Source organism: Nocardioides sp. (assembly GCF_030150155.1).
In the GTDB taxonomy this organism is placed as follows: domain Bacteria; phylum Actinomycetota; class Actinomycetes; order Propionibacteriales; family Nocardioidaceae; genus Nocardioides.
Genome location: NZ_JASLGR010000006.1, coordinates 19,148 through 37,454, shown reverse-complemented (window position 1 = coordinate 37,454; position 18,307 = coordinate 19,148). Strand labels below are relative to the sequence as shown.

The following is an 18,307-nucleotide window of genomic DNA, read 5'->3' as shown; positions in this document are numbered from 1 at the left end:
TCGCTGGGCTCAGCGGTGCCGGGCCAGGTCGGCGGCGCCGATCAGGCCGGCACGGTTGCCGAGTCGGGCCAGCCGCAGCTCGGCCTCGGGCCGGTGCCCGCGACCGCTGAGCTGGGCACGGAAGGCCACCTGGGCCGGGTCGAAGAGCAGCGAGCCGGCCTCGGAGACGCCGCCGCCGATCACGACCACGGCCGGGTCGAGGACGTCGACCAGCGACGCGATCCCCTCCCCGAGCCACTGGCCCAGCTCGGCGAAGACGGCACAGGCGACCGGGTCGCCGTCCTGGGCCGCCTCGGTGACCAGCGGGCCGTTGATCGCCGCGACGTCGCCGCCGGCGCGGGCCAGCAGGTCGGCCGCGTTGCCGGCCACCGCCGCCTCGCGGGCGTAGCGGACCAGGGCGGTGCCCGAGGCGTAGACCTCGAAGCAGCCCTGGTTGCCGCAGCCGCAGAGCAGGCCGCGGGGCTGGACCCGGAGGTGGCCGATCTCGGCGGCGACGCCGAACGCACCACGCTGCAGGGCGCCGTCCAGGACGATGCCGCCGCCGATGCCGGTGCCGACGGTGACCATCAGGGAGCTGTCCACCTCGGCGGCGGCACCGTGGACGAACTCGCCCCAGGCCGCGGCGTTGGCGTCGTTCTCGATCACGGTCGGCAGGCCGGTGGTGGACTCGATCGCGGTCCGCAGGTCGACGTCGCGCCAGGCGATGTTCGGCGCGAACATCACGGTGCTGCGCTCACGGTTGACGTAGCCCGCGGCACCGACGCCGACAGCCTCGATCTCGTGCCGGGTCGCCAACTCGGAGACCAGCCCGACGATCGCCCCGACGATCGCGTCGACGTCAGCCGCGGGTGAGGTCACCCGCACTTCGTCGCGGATCTCGCCGGACTCGTCGAGAACGCCGGCCAGGATCTTCGTCCCGCCGACGTCGACTCCCACTGTGAGACTCATACGTCAGGCCACTCCACTTCGGTGTCGGAATCAGGATGCAACGAGATGTGATCGACGTCGGCCGTACGCCGACGGGTGCCGGAGTCACGGCCTGCGGCCGCTCCGGCTGCGCCGATCAGGCCGGTGAGGGCCTGGATCAGCGAGGCCCCGGCGGCGACCAGGTGGTCGCGGACCTCGGGGCTGACCTCCCGCACGGCGTGCACGGTGCGACAGATCGGGCACACGGTGCACTCGGCCGACCCGGTCGCCAGGTGCTCGTTGGCGGTGCCGACCTGCTCGGACGCCCAGCCCGCGAGCGCACCGACGAGACGGAGTGCCTCCTCGGCAGCGGAGCCGACCGGATCACCGTGCGAGTGATGCGAGTCCGCGTTCACCGCTCCCCTTCCGTGCTGTCAGTGCTGGCCTGCTCCACGAAGAGCACCTGGAGCTCTCCCTGGTGGGCACCGGGCTCGACCCGAGCCCCGGCGACCCGCAACCGGGCCAGCCCGGTCGGCAATGTCAGGAGACGACGATACGAGCCCACCGTGACGACCAGGTCATCGCCGTTGCGGGCCAGGTCGACAGCGCCCGCGTCGACCCCGGGCAGTGCCAGGTGTGCGACGGCCCCGGTCGCCGTACGGGTGACCCGGAACGGGCCCTCGGCGGTGGGGGCGGCGAACGGGTCCGAGCCGGCGAAGACGTCGGTAGCGAGGTCGACCAGCGCCGGTACGCCGACCGGCTCCGCCCTCCGGTAGACCGAGCGCCACACCGGCAGCCCGGCGAAGGAGGCCTCGACCTCGTCGAGCACCGCGTTCTGGGCGGCCACCCAGCCGGCCCGCCACGGGTCAGCGCCGTCGGCGGGGAAGATCCGGTTGGCGATCACACCGTCGACCCGGTAGCCGTAGAGCGAGAGCATCGTCCACGACCGGCGTGCCTCGGCGACGACCACCGACTCCGGGGTGAGCACGATCCGCACGCTGGCGCCGGGGCCGGTGAGCAGGTCACGCACCTCCAGCAGCTCGTCGTGCAGCCGCTGCATCGCGTCGAAGACGCTCTGGCCCGGCATCGGCACCCCGGCGGCACGGCTCAGCACCGGGTTGAGCGCCTTCACCACCCGGCGCTGCATCGGGAAGATCCGCGACATGTACCAGCCCAGCGCCTCCGGCATCGCCAGCAGCCGCAGGGTCTCGGCGGTCGGGGCGCAGTCGATCACGATCACGTCCCACTCCCCCGAGGCGGCCCGCTGGCGCAGCTCCAGCAGGGCCAGCACCTCCTCGGCACCGGGCAGGACCGTCAGCTCCTCGGCGGCGACGGGGTCCATCCCGGCCACGTCGAGCACCGACAGCAGGTAGTGCTGGACGTCGGCCCAGGACTCCTCGAAGCGTCGTTGGGCGTCGATCTGTTCGACGTACAGGCGCGGCGCGACCTCGGTCGGCTCCGAGCCGATCTCGACACCGACGTCGCCGAAGGCGTCGGCCAGCGAGTGCGCGGCGTCGGTGGAGAGCACCAGGGTGCGCTGTCCCTGGGCGGCGGCGAGCGCCGCGGTGGAGGCAGCGAGGGTGGACTTGCCGACCCCACCCTTGCCGGTCAGAAGAATGGTCCGCATGGCGTCACACGCTCACGCGAGCGACTCCACCCGGGTCTTGAGCCCCTTCAGGGCTGTCTCGATCAGCACCTTCTCGCCCTTGCGCTTGAGCATGCCGATGATCGGGATGGAGAGGTCCAGGGTGAGGTCGTAGGTGACCTCGGTCGACCCGTTGCCCAGGTCGCGCAGCCGGTAGGCACCGTCGAGGGAGCGCAGCAGCGTCGCCTCGACCAGGGTCCAGGTGACCTCGAGGTCGCTGTGCCAGACGTAGGCCAGGGTGTAGCTGTCCTTGATCGGCGGTACGTCGAGGGTGAAGCGCGCCTGCTCGGCGCGACCGTCGGCACCGGGGACGACGACCGAGGCCGACTTCATCCCCTTGATCCACGACGGGTAGTGCTCGAAGTCGGCGATCACCGCCATCACTGCGGCCGGCGCAGCGGCAACGACGATGGAGGAGCTGGTCTGGTCGGCCACCTGCGCGACACTACCCGATCGGCCCGACGCCGGAGTGACATGCCGACGCCGAAACCTGAGAGATAGTGTGTTTTCGTTCAGGGTCCGACGATTCGGGCCGTTCGACCTCACTTCACCGCCTAGGGGGGCTTCCGTGCGCGAGTTCTCGTCGCCGCTGACCATCGATCTGCCGGTCTCCGGCAACCTGACGGACGACATCGTGCGCAACGCCGCCGAGGCTCCCTCCGCCGTCGTCTTCTCCCGCCGCGGCGCCGACCGCAGCTGGGGCGACGTCACCTCGGCGGAGTTCCTGGCCGAGGTGATCGCCGTGGCCAAGGGCCTGATCGCGGCCGGCGTCGAGGCCGGCGACCGGGTCAGCCTGTTCTCCAAGACCCGCTACGAGTGGACCCTGATGGACTACGCCATCTGGTTCGCCGGTGCGATCACGGTGCCGATCTACGAGACCTCCTCGGCCGAGCAGGTGCAGTGGATCCTCTCCGACTCGGGCACGAAGGCCGTGATGGCCGAGGGCCCCGACCACCTCGCCCGGATCGCCGAGGTCCGCGACTCGCTGCCCGACCTGGCCCAGGTCTGGTCCTTCGCCGACAACGGCGTCGACGTCCTGGTCGCCCTCGGTGCCGACATCAGCGACGAGGAGGTCGAGAAGCGCCGTGCCGCGGCGACCCCCGACACCATCGCGACCCTGATCTACACCTCGGGCACCACCGGCCGCCCCAAGGGCTGCGAGCTCACCCACGGCAACTTCATGTTCGAGATCCGCGGCGCCCTGGCCGACCTCGAGGACATCTTCCGCAACCCCGACTGCAGTACGCTGCTCTTCCTGCCGCTGGCCCACGTCTTCGCCCGGATCATCCAGATCGGTGCCATCCGGGCCCGCGCCCGGCTCGGCCACGCCCCCGACATCAAGAACCTGGTCAGCGACCTGGGCGAGTTCAAGCCGACCTTCATCCTCGCCGTCCCGCGGGTCTTCGAGAAGGTGTTCAACACTGCCTCGCAGAACGCCCACGCCGACGGCAAGGGCGCCATCTTCGACAAGGCCGTGGAGGTCGCGATCGCGCACAGCCGTGCGATCGACACCCCGCAGAGCCTGCTCGCCGGCCTCAAGACCAAGAGCCTGCACGCGATCTTCGACAAGCTGGTCTACCGCAAGCTCCGTGCCGCCCTGGGCGGCGATTGCACCTACGCGATCTCCGGCGGCGCGCCGCTGGGCGAGCGCCTGGGCCACTTCTACCGGGGCATCGGCCTGATCGTGCTGGAGGGCTACGGCCTGACCGAGACCACCGCCGCCCTGGCGGTGAACAAGCCCGACGCCACCAAGATCGGCACCGTCGGCCAGCCGCTCAACGGCACCGCGGTGCGCGTGGCCGACGACGGCGAGCTGCTGTTCAAGGGCGGCCAGGTCTTCGCCGCCTACTGGAACAACCCGCAGGCCTCGGCCGAGGCGATGGACGGCGAGTGGTTCCGCTCCGGCGACGTCGGCGAGATCGACGACGAGGGCTTCATCAGGATCACCGGGCGCAAGAAGGAGATCATCGTCACCGCCGGCGGCAAGAACGTCGCCCCGGCCGTGCTCGAGGACCGTCTGCGTGCCCACGCGCTGGTCGACCAGTGCATCATCGTGGGCGACGGCGAGCCGTTCATCGCCGCCCTGATCACCCTGGACACCGAGGCGCTGCCGGCCTGGGCGGCCGCGCATGACAAGACCCTCGACCTCGCCACCCTGGTCGAGGACCCCGACGTGATCGCCGAGGTGCAGAAGGCGGTCGACGACGCCAACAAGGCGGTCTCCAAGGCCGAGTCGATCCGCAAGTTCCGCATCCTCCCCGACGCCTGGACCGAGGAGGGTGGCCAGCTCACCGCCTCGATGAAGCTCAAGCGCAACGTCGTACTCAAGGAGTTCCGCGACCAGGTCGAGGCGCTCTACCACTCCTGATCCACCCCGCTGCGTCCACATCCTGGACGGGGTCGGGTGCGACGATCGGACCGACCTGACCCCCCAGGGTGACTACCCGGATGACCCGTTCGGGGGATCCCCCCGGTGGGACAGCCGTGCTGCCGTTCGGCGCCAGTGGGCAAAATCCACAGAACCTCAACGACAGAGCCACATTCGACACCCGTAACCCCATCGCCATCCCTACAGTTCTGGGTGGAGAGCGCATGCTCTCCGACCGTCCGGGCAGCTCGGGGCCCGGCGCAGCTTTGAGGTGAAAGGGTGTCGATGGAGCGACGCAGAATCCTGGTGACCGCCGCAGCACTGGTGGCAGTTCTCGGTGCAGCGCTGGTCTTCCTCTACGTCAGAGGAGCCGATCACCGGGCCGAGAATCGGTACCAGACCACCACGGTGCTGGTCGCGTCCAGCACGATCAACCCGGGCGAGACCGTCGCCGAGGCCACCGCTGCCGGCAAGATCGTCGCCCAACCGGTCACCAACGACTCGCTACTGACGGGTTACCAGCGCGACGAGTCGGGACTGGGCACGATGGTCGCCCTGACCACGATCTACCCCGGCGAGCAGATCATCGCCTCGAAGTTCGGCACCACCAGCGCACCGAGCTCCTCCCTCCAGATCCCCAAGGACAAGGTCGCGGTCTCGGTCAACCTCACCGACCCCGCGCGCGTGGCCGGCTTCGTCAACCCCGGCTCGCAGGTCGGCATCTACATGACCGGGACCAACCCGAAGACGGCCAACGCCTTCGCCCAGATCCTGCTCACCGACGTCACCGTGATCGGCGTCGGCTCCACCACCCCGGTGTCCACCACGACCACCGACCAGTCCACCGGCAACCAGACCACCGAACAGCTGCCGCGCACGCTGCTGACCCTGGCGCTGTCACCGAGCGACGCCCAGAAGGTGCTCTTCGCGCAGACCAACGGCGAGCTCTCGTTCGCGCTGCTCCCCGCCGACGGCAGCACCACCGTCAAGCAGGGCAGTGCCACCACGTTCGACAACGTCTTCAAGTGAGGCCTTCCCATGCCTGTTCTCGTCGAGCCTGACCACGACGCGGTCAACGTCCTGCTCCGTGCCCTCCCTGCCGGGGCCCAGGGTGTCGCCACGATGGACCGTGCCCGAGCCTGGCTCGAGCAGCACCGCGACGAGTACGTCGTCGTGCTCGGCCCCAACGTCGACGGCGCCGAGGCCCTCGCCCTGTGCGACCTGCTGCGCAGCACCCGCCCCACCGTCAGCGTCGTCCTGATCCGCGACGAGCTGACCACCGAGGTGCTCACCGCCGCGATGCAGGCCGGTGCCCGCGACGTCATCCCGAGCGGGTCGCTGGAGGCGGTCAGCGCCGCTGTGGGCCGGGCCAGCCAGCTCAACACCGCGCTGCGCGGTCCCGGCGGCAGCAACCACACCGGCAAGATCATCACGGTCTGGTCGCCCAAGGGCGGCGTCGGCAAGACCACGATGTCGGTCAACCTCGCCCTGGCCCTGACCGAGGGCGGTGCCCGCAAGGTCTGCCTGGTCGACCTCGACCTCGCCTTCGGCGACGTGGCGATCACGATGCAGCTCTTCCCGTCGCACTCGATCGAGCACGCGATCGGCTCCGAGGGCAGCATCGACGCCGAGCTGCTCAACGGCCTGCTCACCCGGCACCAGGACTCGCTGATGATCCTGGCCGCGCCCTCGCACCCCGACGTCCGCGACCGGGTCTCCCCCACCCTGGTCTCCCAGATCATCAGGTCGCTGGCCCAGACCTACGACTACGTCGTGATCGACACCGCCCCGGCCTTCGACGAGCAGACCCTGACCGCCCTGGATGAGACCGACGAGATCGTGATCGTGGCGACCCTGGACGTGCCGACCCTGAAGAACGTCAAGGTCGCCCTGGAGACGCTCGACATGCTCAACATCGCCCCCGACCACCGGCACCTGCTGCTCAACCGCGCCGACGACGAGGTCGGGATCAACCCCGACCGGGTCGAGGGCATCCTCGGGCTGCGTCCGGCCGCCCAGGTGACCACCTCGATCGAGGTCGCCGCCTCCACCAACGCCGGCAACCCGATCGTGGTGAAGAACCCCTACCACCCCTCCAGCACCGCGATCCTGCAGATGGCCTCGCTGCTATCGGGTGAGGAGATCGCCGCGCCGACCTACACCGTCGAGACGGTGCCCGCCGAGCCGTCACGGCTCTTCGGGCGTCGCCGGAAGCGCAGGTAGCCATGTCGCTCGCAGATCGGATCGCCGCCGCCCGGACCGGGGAGGCGGCCGCGCCTGCGCCCACGGTCGCGACCCCATCGTCGGCTCCGGTCGCTGCCGTCGCACCGGGCACGGCGACCTCGGGGACGCCGGGGACGCCGGGGACGCTGGAGCACGGCGCCCCGGCAGTGCCCACCAGCCACACCACCCATGCCGCCCACGCCGCAGCCGCCGGGGTGGAGACACCGCTCGGCCCCGACGAGGTCACCGGCAAGCGCCGCGCCGACGTCACCCCGCCGCCGTACGCCGCCACCGTGAGCACCCCGGCGAGCGCACCGTCGACGCTGGGCCAGGTCCCCGGCACCACCGCGACCGCGGGCCCCGGGGCGAGCCCCGCCCCGGCCGACGCGGCCCTGCGGCGTACCCTCGGCGGACAGCAGTCCGAGAGGCTCGAGGCGATCAAGGCCAGCGTGCACGAGCAGCTCCTGCGCCAGCTCGGCCCGCAGCTCTACGACGCCGACCTGGACGCCCGCGAGCTCGACCAGAAGGTCAGGGCGGTGCTCCAGGAGGTGCTCGCCACCCAGGAGCGGCCGCTGTCCAACGCCGACCGGCAGCGGGTCACCCAGGAGATCAGCGACGACATCCTCGGCCTGGGGCCGATCGAGCCGTACCTGCGCGACCCCGAGGTCTCCGAGGTGATGGTCAACGGGGCCAATGACATCTGGCTGGAGCGCCACGGCCGACTGATCCACGCCGAGGGACGCTTCGCCGACGAGGCCCACCTGCGCCGCACGATCGACAAGATCGTCTCCCGGATCGGTCGCCGGGTCGACGAGTCCAGCCCGATGGTCGACGCCCGGCTGCCCGACGGCTCCCGGGTCAACGCCGTCGTGCCGCCGCTGGCGATGGACGGCTCCGCGCTGACCATCCGGAAGTTCTCCGCCGACGCCCTCACCGCCGAGGACCTGGAGCGCTACGGCTCCTTCTCCCCCGCCGGTCGGCGCCTGCTGGAGGCCTGCGTGCGGGGACGCCTCAACGTGATCGTCTCCGGCGGCACCGGCGCGGGCAAGACCACCACCCTCAACGTGCTCTCCTCCTTCATCCCCGCCGACGAGCGGATCGTCACGATCGATGACGCCGCCGAGCTCCAGCTCAAGCAGGAGCACGTCGTGCGCCTGGAGGCGCGCCCGGCCAACATCGAGGGCCGCGGTGCGATCACGATCCGCGACCTGGTCCGCAACGCGCTGCGGATGCGGCCCGACCGGATCATCGTCGGCGAGGTCCGTGACGCCTCGGCGCTGGACATGCTGCAGGCGATGAACACCGGCCACGACGGCTCGATCTGCACCCTGCACAGCAACGGACCGCGCGACACGCTGGCCCGCCTGGAGACGATGGTGCTGATGGCGGGCATGGACCTGCCGGTGCGCGCGATCCGTGAGCAGGTCGCCTCCGCCGTCGACCTGATCGTGCACCAGACCCGGCTCAAGGACGGCACCCGCCGGATCACGCACATCACCGAGGTCGAGCGGATGGAGGGCGACGTGATCACCCTCCAGGACATCTTCGTCTTCGACAACACCGCCGGCTTCGACGCCGACGGCCGCGCCCTGGGCCGGCTGCGTCCGACCGGGCTGCGCCCGAAGTTCCTCGACAAGCTCGCCGAGAGCAACGTCGTCGTCGACCCGCTGCTCTTCCTGGATCGGTGAGGCCATGCCGTCGTGGAGCATCTACGTCGCGATCGCGGCACTGGCGCTGGGGCTGTTCGGCCTCGTCCTCGCCCTGCTGCCCGGTCCGCGCAAGCCGGTCTCGGTCGCTGACCGCGTCGCCGACTACACCGCCGCCACCCGTCGTACGACGGCCCAGGCGAAGGCCTCACGGGGCGGCGTGGAGAACAGCGAGGTGGCCCTGGCCGCCAAGGACATGGCGACCGATCTGCTCCGGCACAACCAGGGTCTGGAGCAGCGGATCGCCGCCCGTCTCGACGCCGCCGGGAGCGAGCTCAAGGCCGCCGAATGGCTGCTGATCCACGTCGCGATCGTGGTCGCGGCGACCGTCCTCGGCCTGCTCCTGGGGCAGGGCAACGTCGTCCTGGCCCTGCTCGGGCTGCTGATCGGCGTGATCGCGCCCTGGGTCTACCTCGGCAACCGCGCCACCCGGCGCCGCCGGTCCTTCCACCGGGCGCTGCCCGACACCCTCCAGCTGATCTCGGCCTCGCTGTCGGCAGGTCTGTCGCTGCAGCAGTCGCTGGACACCGTGGTCAACGACGGCGCCGACCCGATCGCCGGGGAGTTCCGCCGGATCCTGGTGGAGACCCGGCTCGGCGTCCCGGTCGAGGACGCGATGGAGGGCGTCGCCCGCCGCTACGAGAGCCAGGACTTCGCCTGGGTGGTGATGGCGATCCGGATCCAGCGCCAGGTCGGCGGCAACCTGGCCGAGCTGCTGGACACGGTCGCGGCGACGATGCGCGAGCGCGAGTACCTGCGTCGTCAGGTCTCCTCGCTCTCGGCCGAGGGCCGGCTCTCCGCGGTCGTGCTGGGCGCGCTGCCGCCGCTGTTCCTGCTCTACCTGTGCCTGACCAACTGGGACTACGTGAGCCCGCTGTTCACCGACGTGCGCGGCCTGATCATGCTGATCGGCGGTGCCGCGTGGCTCGGGGTCGGGGTCTTCTGGATGAGCCGCCTGGTGCGGGTGGAGGTCTGAGATGGTCGTCCTCTTCGTGCTCGGTCTGATCCTGGTGGGCAGCGCGATCGCCCTGCTCGCGATCGCGCTGCGGCCCGCCTCGGAGCCGACCTCGGTGAACCGGTCCCTGGCCGTCCTGGAGGCGATGACCAACGCCCCGGCCGAGCTGACCAAGGAGGTCGACCGCTCCTTCGCCGACCGGGTGCTGGCACCGCTCCAGCAGCGGGCGCTGGGCCTGGGCCGCCGGATCAGTGGGGCCGACTCCGCCGAGCGGATCCGCGCCAGGCTCGACCTGGCCGGCAACCCGGCCGGGTGGAGCGTGGACCGGGTGACGGCGGGCCGGGTGCTGTGCGCCGGCCTCGGCCTGGTGATCGGCCTGGCCGTCGCGATGGTGCTCTCCGACGCCTTCACCACCCGGCTGATCCTCACCGTCGCCGGGATCGTGCTTGGCTTCTTCGGCCCCTCGCTCTACCTCTACCAGCTGGGCTACGACCGCTCCCAGCGTCTCCAGCGGGAGCTGCCCGACGCCCTGGACCTGATGACGATCAGCGTCGAGTCCGGGCTCGGCTTCGACGCCGCGGTGCAGCAGGTCTCGCTGCACACCGACGGCCCCCTGGCCGACGAGTTCGCCCGGATGCTGCGCGAGATGCAGCTCGGCATGGGACGCAGCGAGGCCTTGCGCTCCCTGGGCGATCGGACCAATGTGGACGACATCCGCTCCTTCGTCTCGGCGATGGTGCAGGCCGACGCCTTCGGCATCCCTGTCGCCCAGGTGCTGCGTGTGCAGACCTCCGAGATGCGCACCAAACGACGCCAGCGGGCCGAGGAGAAGGCCCAGCAGGTGCCCGTCAAGATCACCATCCCGCTGATCTTCTGCATCCTGCCCGCGCTCTTTGTCGCTGTGATGGGTCCGGCTGTGATCAACGTTCTCGACTCGATGTTCTGATGGCCGCCGATGTCCGTCGACGTCTCTGACCGTCTCCCGTCCCGGATCGCCCTGCTGGGGCGACTGATCGCCCTGCTCGCCCTCGGCGCTCCGGTGCTGTGGGCGCGCGACATGGCGGGGATTTTCACCCTGATCGCGACCTTCGCCGTCTGGGTCGTGATCACGGGCCTGGAGATCCGCGGACGGCTCCCGCTGCTGGCCACGATGTGCATCGACGCCGTCCTGATCGCCCTGATCGCCGGGGTCATCCTCAACACCGCGCCGATCGCGCTCGGGGCGCTGGCCGTGCCACCGTTCACCACCGCGCTGCGCCGCGGGGCGTGGGGCGTCACCGTGGTGCTGGCCTGCGAGGTGGTCACGCTCAGCCTGACGATCGCGCTGTTCACCAGCGACTTCACCGCCCAGGAGGGCTACACCACGTTCAGCTGCCTGGTGGTCGGGCTCGGCCTGGGCATGATCGGCTCCTTCATCCATGCCGTGCTGCATGAGCACCAGACCGAGCTGGCGCCCTACCTCTACGCCCAGGACCTGCTGCACGAGCTGATCGACATCTCCGACGGTCTGGACAGCGGCCTCAACCCGGTAGCGCTGGGCGGGCAGCTGCTGTGGGCGTTGCGCGAGAAGCTTCCCTGTACGGCGACGGCGCTGTTCGTCCACCGCGGCGACGGCCTCACCCCGCTGGTGGCGAAGTCGATGGAGAACGACCTCAGTGACCTCGAGGCCGTCGCGGTGACGGCGTACGAGCGCCGGGCGGTGGTGCGGCGCTTCCCCCGGATCGCGCTGCCGCTGGAGTCCGGCAGCGGGGTGACGGCGATCCTCGCCGCCGAGCTCACCCCGGGGGCCGAGGGTGCCGCCCTCACCACCAACCACCGGCTCGAGGCGCTGCTGCGCGAGCACCGGCCCGCGATCGTGCACCTGGACACCGCGCTGCTGTTCGCCTCCTTCCGTGACCGCGCCAGTGCCGAGGAACGCCGTCGCCTGGCCCGCGAGATGCACGACGGCGTCGCCCAGGACATCGCCTCCCTGGGCTACCTGGTCGACGCCATCGGGGTGGACGCGACTGGTGAGAAGCAGGCCGAGCGGATCGCGATCCTGCGCGACCGGATCAGCGGCATCGTGGCGGAGATCCGGCGCTCGCTGGTCAACCTGCGCACCGACATCGGCGAGTCCGAGAGCCTGGGCGCCGCCATCGCCAGCATCGCGCGCAGCCAGGCCGACGCCTCCGGTGTCGCGATCCACGTCACCACCGACGAGACCACCGGCCGGCTCCGACCCGACGTCGAGGCCGAGCTCTTCCGGATCGTGCAGGAGTCGCTCAACAACGCGCTCAAGCACGCCGGAGCCACCACGATCTCGGTGCACTGCCAGGTGCGGGCACCGGAGGCGACGATCACCGTCACCGACGACGGCCGCGGGATGGGAACACCTCGGGCGGACTCCCACGGCCTCAAGATCATGCGCGAGCGTGCCGCGCTGATCAACGCCACCCTCGACTTCTCCACGACACCGTCCGGTGGCGTGGAGGTCTCGGTGACGATCCGCGATCCAGAGAATCGACCGTCCGAGGTGACCGTGATCGGCTCACCGTTCCACACAGATACGAGAGTCGGGGCATGAACACCGAAGCACCAGTCAACCGCGTCCTCCTGGTCGACGACCACGAGCTGATCCGCGACGGCCTCGCAGGCGTGATCGACCAGCAGCCCGACCTCACGGTGGTGGGCCAGGCCGGCACCGTGGCCGAGGCGCTGACGGCGTACGCCGCCCTCGCACCGACCGTGGTGATCACCGACCTCCAGCTGCCTGACGGCACCGGCCTCGACCTGGTCCGGGCGATCCGCAAGAGCAGCGACGCCACCGGGGTGGTGGTGCTGACCATGCACTCGGGCGACGACCAGATCTTCGCCGCCCTGGAGGCCGGCGCCTCCGGTTTCGTCGGCAAGGACGCCCCCTCGGGTGAGGTGGTGCGGGCCGCACGGCACTCCGCGGTCTCGCCGCGCTCCTTCGTCTGCGCCGGCCTGGCCCAGGCGATGATGCGCCGAGCCACCTCGGACTCGACCCGGCTCTCCGACCGCGAGCACGAGGTCCTGCTGCTGCTGGCCGACGGGCTGGGCGCCAAGGAGATCGGCGAGAAGCTCTATCTGAGCGAGTCGACGGCCAAGTCGCACATCGCGAAGATCTACCAGAAGCTCGGCGCCACCAACCGCGCCCAGGCGCTGGTGACGGCGATGCGGATCGGCCTGCTCTCCAGTCTGCAGCGCCCCTGATCCAGGTCGGTAGGTCACCCTCACCGAGGTGACGTTCTCCCTAGTCACAAATGACTACCCGACTCCGATCACTCTCCCGATTCGCGGACCAAGGGCCCGACGGAAGGATGAACGTATGGGGCATGGGGCTCCGATTCCGGCGGGGCTCAGGCCCTCGGACATCCGACGAATCAGGGAGATTCATCATGGTTGACTACCTCCGCATTCTGCTCAACGCTCGCCTGTCGAAGATGGAGGAGCGGGGTGCCTCGGCCGTGGAGTACGGCCTGCTGATCGCCGGGATCGCTGCTGTGGTGGTCGTGGCCGTGGTGGCGCTGGGTCCGGTGGTTCGCGATGCGTTCAACAAGACGTGCACCGAGATCACCAAGAGCGGCAGCGTCGCCGGCACCTGCTCGAAGTAGACGCCCACTGTGGGGGCGTCGGGCACGCGCCTGACGCCCCCACAGTGTTCCCGGCCCCAGGAGCTCGCCGATATGTCACACGCAAGGCCCTGCTCGTCCGAGCGCGGCGCCTCCGCCGTGGAGTACGGCCTCCTCGCCACCGGGATCGCCGCCGTCGTCGCAGCGGCCGTCTACGCCCTGGGCCAGGTCAGCGGCCACCAGACCTCACAGGCCTGCCACGAGATCACCGGTCAGATCACCACGGCGCTGACCAACGCCGGCAGCACCGGCACCGCCCCCGACTGCGGTCCCTGAGCCCCGCGGGCGGGCACGGCGGCTACCGAGCCCCCGGCAGGGCCTCGAGCCGGGCCCGCCACCGCTGCGTGAGCGTCGCGACGCCGTAGCCCACCTCGCGGCGCAGCGCCGTGTCCAGGCCGGTCCCGGCCCCGACGTCGTCGTAGAGCCGCACCAGGGCCTTCTCCCCCGCGTCGGCGACGATCTGCTCGCAGACCTGCCAAGCCGCCTCGTACTCGGCGCCGAAGTGCTGCGAGGAGGCGTCGAAGTCACTCGCGTCGGGCAGGGCCTTCGGTGCGCCCTCGGAACGCACCAGGGCAGCGATCTGGCCCGCGCTCGTCTTCAGCGGTACGTCGACGTCGCGCAGCGCCACGTAGTCGGCGAACCCCTCGCTCAGCCAGATCGGCCGCGCGGCGGTGAGCACGGCACCGGTGGCGGCATGGGTGGCCTCGTGGCTGATCACGATCTGGGCACTGCGCTCGTCGAGCGCGCCGACCACGGCGGGGTTGACCAAGACGTGCACGGGAGCGTCGGCGCGGGCGCTGCCGTCCATCGCGGCGGTGATCGCGGCGACGTGGGTGTAGGTGCCGGTGGTCGCCCCGAGGGCGTTGTCCAGCTGGGCGGTGGTGGCCGGCACCTCCACGACCAGGGGTCCGTGCCAGGCCGGGACGACCCGGCGTACGACGGTGACGGCCCGCTCCGCCCAGCGCGCGTAGGCGGCGTGGTCGACGCCGGCCCCGGTCGCCACCAGGGTGGTGGCGGTGCGGGTGACGCTCAGCGGCCCGGTCGTCCACAGCGGCACCCGTCCGGGCTGGCTGAGCCCGGTGACGGTGACGGTACCGTCGTGGTCACTGTGCAGGTCGACGGTGACCTCGCTGGTGGCAGCGCTGGCGTCGACCCCGGCGTAGGCCCAGGTCAGCGAGGCCTTGGCCCGCCAGTCGCCGTCGGACTGCATGGCACCGGTCTGGGCGATCACCCGCGAGGAGAGGTCGGCCAGGCGCAGCTGCGCGTTCGAGCCGTCGGTGGCCTTGGCGCTGAGCCACTGCTGGAGTGCGGTGGCGGCCAGGTCGGTGCGGGCCTGCGGGAGGTCCTCGGTGCGGTCCGGAGCGACGTAGGTCCGGGGTCGGGCCAGCAGCGCGACGACGAGGGCCGCCACCACGACGGCGGCTCCGATCCACCAGGAGCGGCGGATCCGCCCAGTTCGCACGGCCGGGCCCGGGTGCTACTGGCTCAGCCGGGACGGACGGCGCCGGAGTACGGCATCGAGTGCAGGGCCGAGATCTTGACGCCCTCGCCCGGGTTGGCCGCGTGCAGGACCATGCCGTTGCCGATGTAGATGCCGACGTGGCTGATCGGTGAGTAGTAGAAGACCAGGTCGCCGGGCTGGAGGTCGCTCTCGGCGACGTGCGGGCCCGAGCTGTACTGAGCGCGCGAGGAGTGCGGCAGCGAGACGCCGGCGGCGGCCCAGGCCATCATGGTCAGGCCGGAGCAGTCGAAGGCGTTGGGGCCGGCGGCGCCCCAGACGTAGGCGTCACCGAGCTGGGCCTTGGCGTAGGCGATCACCGCGGCAGCGCGGCCCGAGGCCGGGATGTCGGTCGGCATCCGCAGGTCGCCACGCGAGAGGATCGCGTCGCGCTCCTTCTGCTGGAGGTCGGCCAGCAGGCTCTTGGCGGTGGTGAGCTTGGCCTCGATGGCCTTCTTGTCATCGGCCAGCTTGGACTTGGTCGCGGCCACCTCGGCGGCGCGGGCCTCGGTCGCCGTGCGGCGCAGGTCGAGGGCCTTGGCAGCCGTCGTGTAGTCGTCGTAGAGGCCGGTCTGGAGGTTGTCGAAGGACGACATCGTGCTCAGCTCGCCGAGGAAGCCCTGCGGGTCGCTGGACAGGACGACCTGGCCGACGGCGGACAGGTTGGAGCCCTCGAGCTGCTGGAGCATCGAGTCGCGGAGCTGGTCCTTGATCGCGCCGAGGGCGGCGTCCTGCCGGTTCTGGTCGGCCTGAAGGCTGCCCAGCTCGGTCTGGAGGCTGGCAAGGCGGAGCTTGGCCTCGTTGTAGTTCTCGGTGGCCTGATCGGCCTGCGCGTAGAGCGCGTCGACCCGGGCCTGCACGTCCTTGACGGTCGGCTTCGCCTCGGCGGGGGCCAGAGAGACTGCACCGAGCGAGGTGGCGAGCGTCAGCCCCGCCACCGCTGCTAGTGCGCGACAGCGAACCTTTGCAACAACCACCCGGGCACCATACCCACCGGCGGTGACGCATCCAAACGCCGACCGGCGCGTGTTGATGCACCATCTGTCACAACTGTCACACAGGTCACACCTGTCCCGTGAGGTACGTCTCGTCAGGCCGATTCGACGGTCGGGCCGCTCTCGGGCCGCACCATCCGCAGCGGTGGCACCAGCCCACCGGCCGCCAGGACGTCGAGCGCACGCCGCTCGTCGTCGTCGAAGGCGAGCTCGGGCGGAGGCCCGAGCAGCACCGTCACCACGCAGTCGTCGCACGACAGCGCCCGCATCACGCAGGAGTCACAGTCGATTCGTGTCGTCATGTCGCTCACCCTGGCAGGGACCACCGACAGTTTCGGAGCGTCCTCACACCGGAGCGAACGCGAGGCTCGTCAGGGTGACGTCCAGCGACCGCCCCGGTGCCGCCTGGAGGACGATCCGGTGCGTGCCCGTCGCGAGCCCCGGCAGGGTGATCGTGCCGTCGGCCGGGACCGGCATCGCACGGCCGTCGACCTGCATCCCGGCCAGCGAGCGACCTGCGACGTCGAGCCTCACGACCACCCGCCCCGGCTGCTCCAGGGCGAAGGCGAGCACCGCGGTGGCACTGCGGGCCCGCAGCTCCAGCCCCCAGCCCTGGGCGAGGAACCCCATCACCTCGGTCTCCGTACGGCCCACCCCGGCCTGGAGCGTCGCCGTGGGCACGGTGCAGGTCTCCAGGGAGCTCAGCACCCAGCGGCGCCACGCGTGGCGCCGTACGACGGCGGCCTGCGGCTCGCAGTTGGTCGGCCTCCGGTCGCCCGAGACCAGGGCCAGGAAGGTCCTCGCCCCCGGCTCGGTGGCACCGCTCGTGTAGGGATGGAGCAGCCCCGAGCGATCGGTCCGGCAGTCGGCGTTGGCGGCCAGGGTGGCGTACGGCAGCGCCCGGCCCTCGGCATCGGTCAGCGGGTTGCAGACCACCAGTGCACGGGCCGGCAGCAGCCCGGCCAGGTCGCGCTTGCTCGCCTGATAGAAGTCACCCGGCGCGATGCTCTGCCAGCCCAGCGCACCGACCAGCGGGTTGGCGTAGGCGTAGGTGAACGGGAACAGGGACGCGGCGTCGATCGTCGGCACCACCACCGCGGCCGTCGCCAGCGCAGCGGCGATCCGGTGACGACGACGCGCGCCGCCCAGCCGTCCGAGCGTCCAGGCGATCCCGACGGCGGCCAGCACCGCGGCCGCCGGGATGATGAAGAGCAGCTGCCGCAGATCGGTGTAGAGGCCCGTGCGGCGCACCATCGAGGCGATCGGCAGCGCGACCAGCTGGACGCCGACGATCGCCAGCCGCACCGTGGACGCATCGGCACGCAGCCGGGCTCGGACCAGGCGCGCCACCGCGACCACCGTGCCGCAGGTCAGTGCGGCGAGCAGGAGCAACGGCATCAGGAGCAGCATCCGCACCGGCACGAAGAGCCGGCTGCCGGCGAAGCCGAGGAAGTTGGCCGACCCCTCGGCCGAGTGCCGCAGCATCGCCGCCGGATGGGTGAAGACCTCCGGATAGAGCAGCGCCAGCCCCACCCAGGCCAGCACCAGCGCCCCACCCAGGTCGAGCCAGCGCGGCGTGTGCTCCCCCGGAGCACGACGCCGCACCAGCGTCAGTACGACGGTCGCGACCAGGCTGCAGGCCAGCGCCACCCACATCCCCGGACGGGTGCCGAGCATCAGCCAGACGCCGGCGGTCAGCACCAGCACGGTCGCGCAGCGCCGCACCGGCCGCTGCGCGCCGCGGCCGGTCCAGGCCACCAGTGCCGCGGTGACCAGGGCGTAGCCGGTCGCCACCGCCGGGTCCTTGACGTTGAACATCGCGTGGCCGAGGAACATCGGCGTCGCCAGCAGGCAGGCGGCCGCGACCAGGCCCCAGCTCCAGCGCCGCAGGATCATCCGGGCCGTCGCCGCCACCGCACCGACCCCGACCAGCGCGATCAGGGCGACCCCGAGGTGGCGCAGGGCGTAGGCATGGGCCGTCACCGCGACACCGTCGTGGGGCTCACCGCCCCACAGCACCGTCCAGTGGTGCAGCAGCCACATCGTCGCCGGTCCGTAGACGTACTGATCGCTCACCCCCGGCAGCGGGACGCCGTCGCGGGACTGGAAGTCGGCGACGTACCAGCCGGTGTGCAGGTAGGAGGTGAACCGCTCGACGTGGATCGGCTCGTCGGTGGTGACGCCGACCGCGATCGCTCCCCAGACCAGCATCACCACGCCCGCGAGGCAGACCCCGGCCGAGGCGATCAGGAGCGACCGGGGAACGCGCGGGGACACGGCCGCTGAGTCTGCCAGCGCAGCGTCGGGGTCGGCATCGTCCGTTCGGTCGACCTGACTAGTCCTGGGCGAGCCGACCAGGTTTTGTCGGTGGGCCGTCCT

At 71.1% G+C, this 18,307-nt stretch carries 18 protein-coding genes; 10 read left to right on the top strand and 8 right to left on the bottom strand.

The genetic code is table 11. From position 1 onward, the window contains the following. Nucleotides 1-9: 9 nt before the first annotated feature. From Q1V88_RS00965 to Q1V88_RS00950, 4 genes are read right to left on the bottom strand one after another with little or no spacing between them, the layout of a single operon-like run. A complete protein-coding gene (locus Q1V88_RS00965; RefSeq protein WP_300676380.1) occupies nt 10-948 on the bottom strand; it encodes an ROK family glucokinase in 939 nt (312 codons plus the stop codon). Next, nucleotides 945-1,322: a DUF5304 family protein gene (locus tag Q1V88_RS00960; protein WP_300676378.1), complete on the bottom strand. Its 378-nt coding sequence runs from the start codon at nt 1,320-1,322 to the stop codon at nt 945-947. The genes Q1V88_RS00965 and Q1V88_RS00960 overlap by 4 nt, the downstream gene beginning before the upstream one ends. Beyond that, nucleotides 1,319-2,533 (bottom strand): ArsA family ATPase, encoded by a 1,215-nt coding sequence (locus tag Q1V88_RS00955; protein WP_300676377.1) that lies wholly within the window; start codon nt 2,531-2,533, stop codon nt 1,319-1,321. The genes Q1V88_RS00960 and Q1V88_RS00955 overlap by 4 nt, the downstream gene beginning before the upstream one ends. Before the next feature lie 12 nt (nt 2,534-2,545). Further along, a complete protein-coding gene (locus tag Q1V88_RS00950) occupies nt 2,546-2,986 on the bottom strand; it encodes an SRPBCC family protein (protein ID WP_300676374.1) in 441 nt (146 codons plus the stop codon). Between the two features lie 133 nt (nt 2,987-3,119). Here Q1V88_RS00950 and Q1V88_RS00945 point away from each other — a divergent pair, with 133 nt between their 5' ends. From Q1V88_RS00945 to Q1V88_RS00900, 10 genes are all read left to right on the top strand, one after another. After that, a complete protein-coding gene (locus Q1V88_RS00945; protein ID WP_300676372.1) occupies nt 3,120-4,919 on the top strand; it encodes a long-chain fatty acid--CoA ligase in 1,800 nt (599 codons plus the stop codon). Nucleotides 4,920-5,204: 285 nt separating this feature from the next. After that, nucleotides 5,205-5,948 (top strand): Flp pilus assembly protein CpaB, encoded by a 744-nt coding sequence (gene cpaB, locus Q1V88_RS00940; RefSeq protein WP_300676370.1) that lies wholly within the window; start codon nt 5,205-5,207, stop codon nt 5,946-5,948. 9 nt (nt 5,949-5,957) lie between these two features. Continuing rightward, nucleotides 5,958-7,142, top strand: coding sequence for an AAA family ATPase (locus Q1V88_RS00935; RefSeq protein ID WP_300676367.1), 1,185 nt, complete (start codon nt 5,958-5,960; stop codon nt 7,140-7,142). Between the two features lie 2 nt (nt 7,143-7,144). Then, the gene (locus Q1V88_RS00930; protein ID WP_300676364.1) at nt 7,145-8,830 is read left to right on the top strand and encodes an ATPase, T2SS/T4P/T4SS family; all 1,686 of its coding nucleotides are present in this window, start codon (nt 7,145-7,147) and stop codon (nt 8,828-8,830) included. A 4-nt stretch (nt 8,831-8,834) separates the two neighbouring features. Beyond that, nucleotides 8,835-9,824, top strand: a complete 990-nt coding sequence (locus tag Q1V88_RS00925) for a type II secretion system F family protein (RefSeq protein WP_300676361.1) — start codon at nt 8,835-8,837, stop codon at nt 9,822-9,824. Nucleotide 9,825: 1 nt separating this feature from the next. Beyond that, nucleotides 9,826-10,749, top strand: coding sequence for a type II secretion system F family protein (locus Q1V88_RS00920; protein WP_300676359.1), 924 nt, complete (start codon nt 9,826-9,828; stop codon nt 10,747-10,749). Between the two features lie 9 nt (nt 10,750-10,758). Next, nucleotides 10,759-12,366 carry a sensor histidine kinase gene (locus Q1V88_RS00915; RefSeq protein WP_300676358.1) on the top strand — a complete coding sequence of 536 codons (1,608 nt, stop codon included), beginning with the start codon at nt 10,759-10,761 and terminating at the stop codon, nt 12,364-12,366. Continuing rightward, nucleotides 12,363-13,016 carry a response regulator transcription factor gene (locus Q1V88_RS00910; protein WP_300676356.1) on the top strand — a complete coding sequence of 218 codons (654 nt, stop codon included), beginning with the start codon at nt 12,363-12,365 and terminating at the stop codon, nt 13,014-13,016. The genes Q1V88_RS00915 and Q1V88_RS00910 overlap by 4 nt, the downstream gene beginning before the upstream one ends. Nucleotides 13,017-13,201: 185 nt before the next feature. Next, nucleotides 13,202-13,417, top strand: coding sequence for a Flp family type IVb pilin (locus Q1V88_RS00905; RefSeq protein WP_300676354.1), 216 nt, complete (start codon nt 13,202-13,204; stop codon nt 13,415-13,417). Between the two features lie 72 nt (nt 13,418-13,489). Continuing rightward, the gene (locus Q1V88_RS00900) at nt 13,490-13,711 is read left to right on the top strand and encodes a Flp family type IVb pilin (protein ID WP_300676352.1); all 222 of its coding nucleotides are present in this window, start codon (nt 13,490-13,492) and stop codon (nt 13,709-13,711) included. A 22-nt stretch (nt 13,712-13,733) separates the two neighbouring features. Here Q1V88_RS00900 and Q1V88_RS00895 read toward each other — a convergent pair whose 3' ends face one another. The 4 genes from Q1V88_RS00895 to Q1V88_RS00880 form a co-directional block, all read right to left on the bottom strand. Next, nucleotides 13,734-14,897, bottom strand: coding sequence for a hypothetical protein (locus Q1V88_RS00895; protein WP_300676349.1), 1,164 nt, complete (start codon nt 14,895-14,897; stop codon nt 13,734-13,736). A gap of 23 nt (nt 14,898-14,920) precedes the next feature. Next, a complete protein-coding gene (locus Q1V88_RS00890; protein ID WP_300676347.1) occupies nt 14,921-15,871 on the bottom strand; it encodes a C40 family peptidase in 951 nt (316 codons plus the stop codon). 152 nt (nt 15,872-16,023) lie between these two features. Further along, on the bottom strand, nt 16,024-16,230 hold the full coding sequence (locus Q1V88_RS00885) for a hypothetical protein (RefSeq protein ID WP_300676343.1): 207 nt from the start codon (nt 16,228-16,230) through the stop codon (nt 16,024-16,026). A gap of 43 nt (nt 16,231-16,273) precedes the next feature. Then, on the bottom strand, nt 16,274-18,205 hold the full coding sequence (locus Q1V88_RS00880; protein WP_300676342.1) for a hypothetical protein: 1,932 nt from the start codon (nt 18,203-18,205) through the stop codon (nt 16,274-16,276). Nucleotides 18,206-18,307: the final 102 nt, after the last annotated feature.

What these genes read in the sequence shown, in the direction of transcription:
- Q1V88_RS00930 (WP_300676364.1), top strand. Translation starts at nt 7,145, where the DNA reads ATGTCGCTCGCAGATCGGATCGCCGCCGCCCGGACCGGGGAGGCGGCC.
- Q1V88_RS00965 (WP_300676380.1), bottom strand. Translation starts at nt 948, where the DNA reads ATGAGTCTCACAGTGGGAGTCGACGTCGGCGGGACGAAGATCCTGGCC.
- Q1V88_RS00955 (WP_300676377.1), bottom strand. Translation starts at nt 2,533, where the DNA reads ATGCGGACCATTCTTCTGACCGGCAAGGGTGGGGTCGGCAAGTCCACC.
- Q1V88_RS00910 (WP_300676356.1), top strand. Translation starts at nt 12,363, where the DNA reads ATGAACACCGAAGCACCAGTCAACCGCGTCCTCCTGGTCGACGACCAC.
- Q1V88_RS00885 (WP_300676343.1), bottom strand. Translation starts at nt 16,230, where the DNA reads ATGACGACACGAATCGACTGTGACTCCTGCGTGATGCGGGCGCTGTCG.
- Q1V88_RS00900 (WP_300676352.1), top strand. Translation starts at nt 13,490, where the DNA reads ATGTCACACGCAAGGCCCTGCTCGTCCGAGCGCGGCGCCTCCGCCGTG.
- Q1V88_RS00935 (WP_300676367.1), top strand. Translation starts at nt 5,958, where the DNA reads ATGCCTGTTCTCGTCGAGCCTGACCACGACGCGGTCAACGTCCTGCTC.
- Q1V88_RS00920 (WP_300676359.1), top strand. Translation starts at nt 9,826, where the DNA reads ATGGTCGTCCTCTTCGTGCTCGGTCTGATCCTGGTGGGCAGCGCGATC.
- Q1V88_RS00925 (WP_300676361.1), top strand. Translation starts at nt 8,835, where the DNA reads ATGCCGTCGTGGAGCATCTACGTCGCGATCGCGGCACTGGCGCTGGGG.
- Q1V88_RS00905 (WP_300676354.1), top strand. Translation starts at nt 13,202, where the DNA reads ATGGTTGACTACCTCCGCATTCTGCTCAACGCTCGCCTGTCGAAGATG.
- Q1V88_RS00915 (WP_300676358.1), top strand. Translation starts at nt 10,759, where the DNA reads ATGTCCGTCGACGTCTCTGACCGTCTCCCGTCCCGGATCGCCCTGCTG.
- cpaB (WP_300676370.1), top strand. Translation starts at nt 5,205, where the DNA reads ATGGAGCGACGCAGAATCCTGGTGACCGCCGCAGCACTGGTGGCAGTT.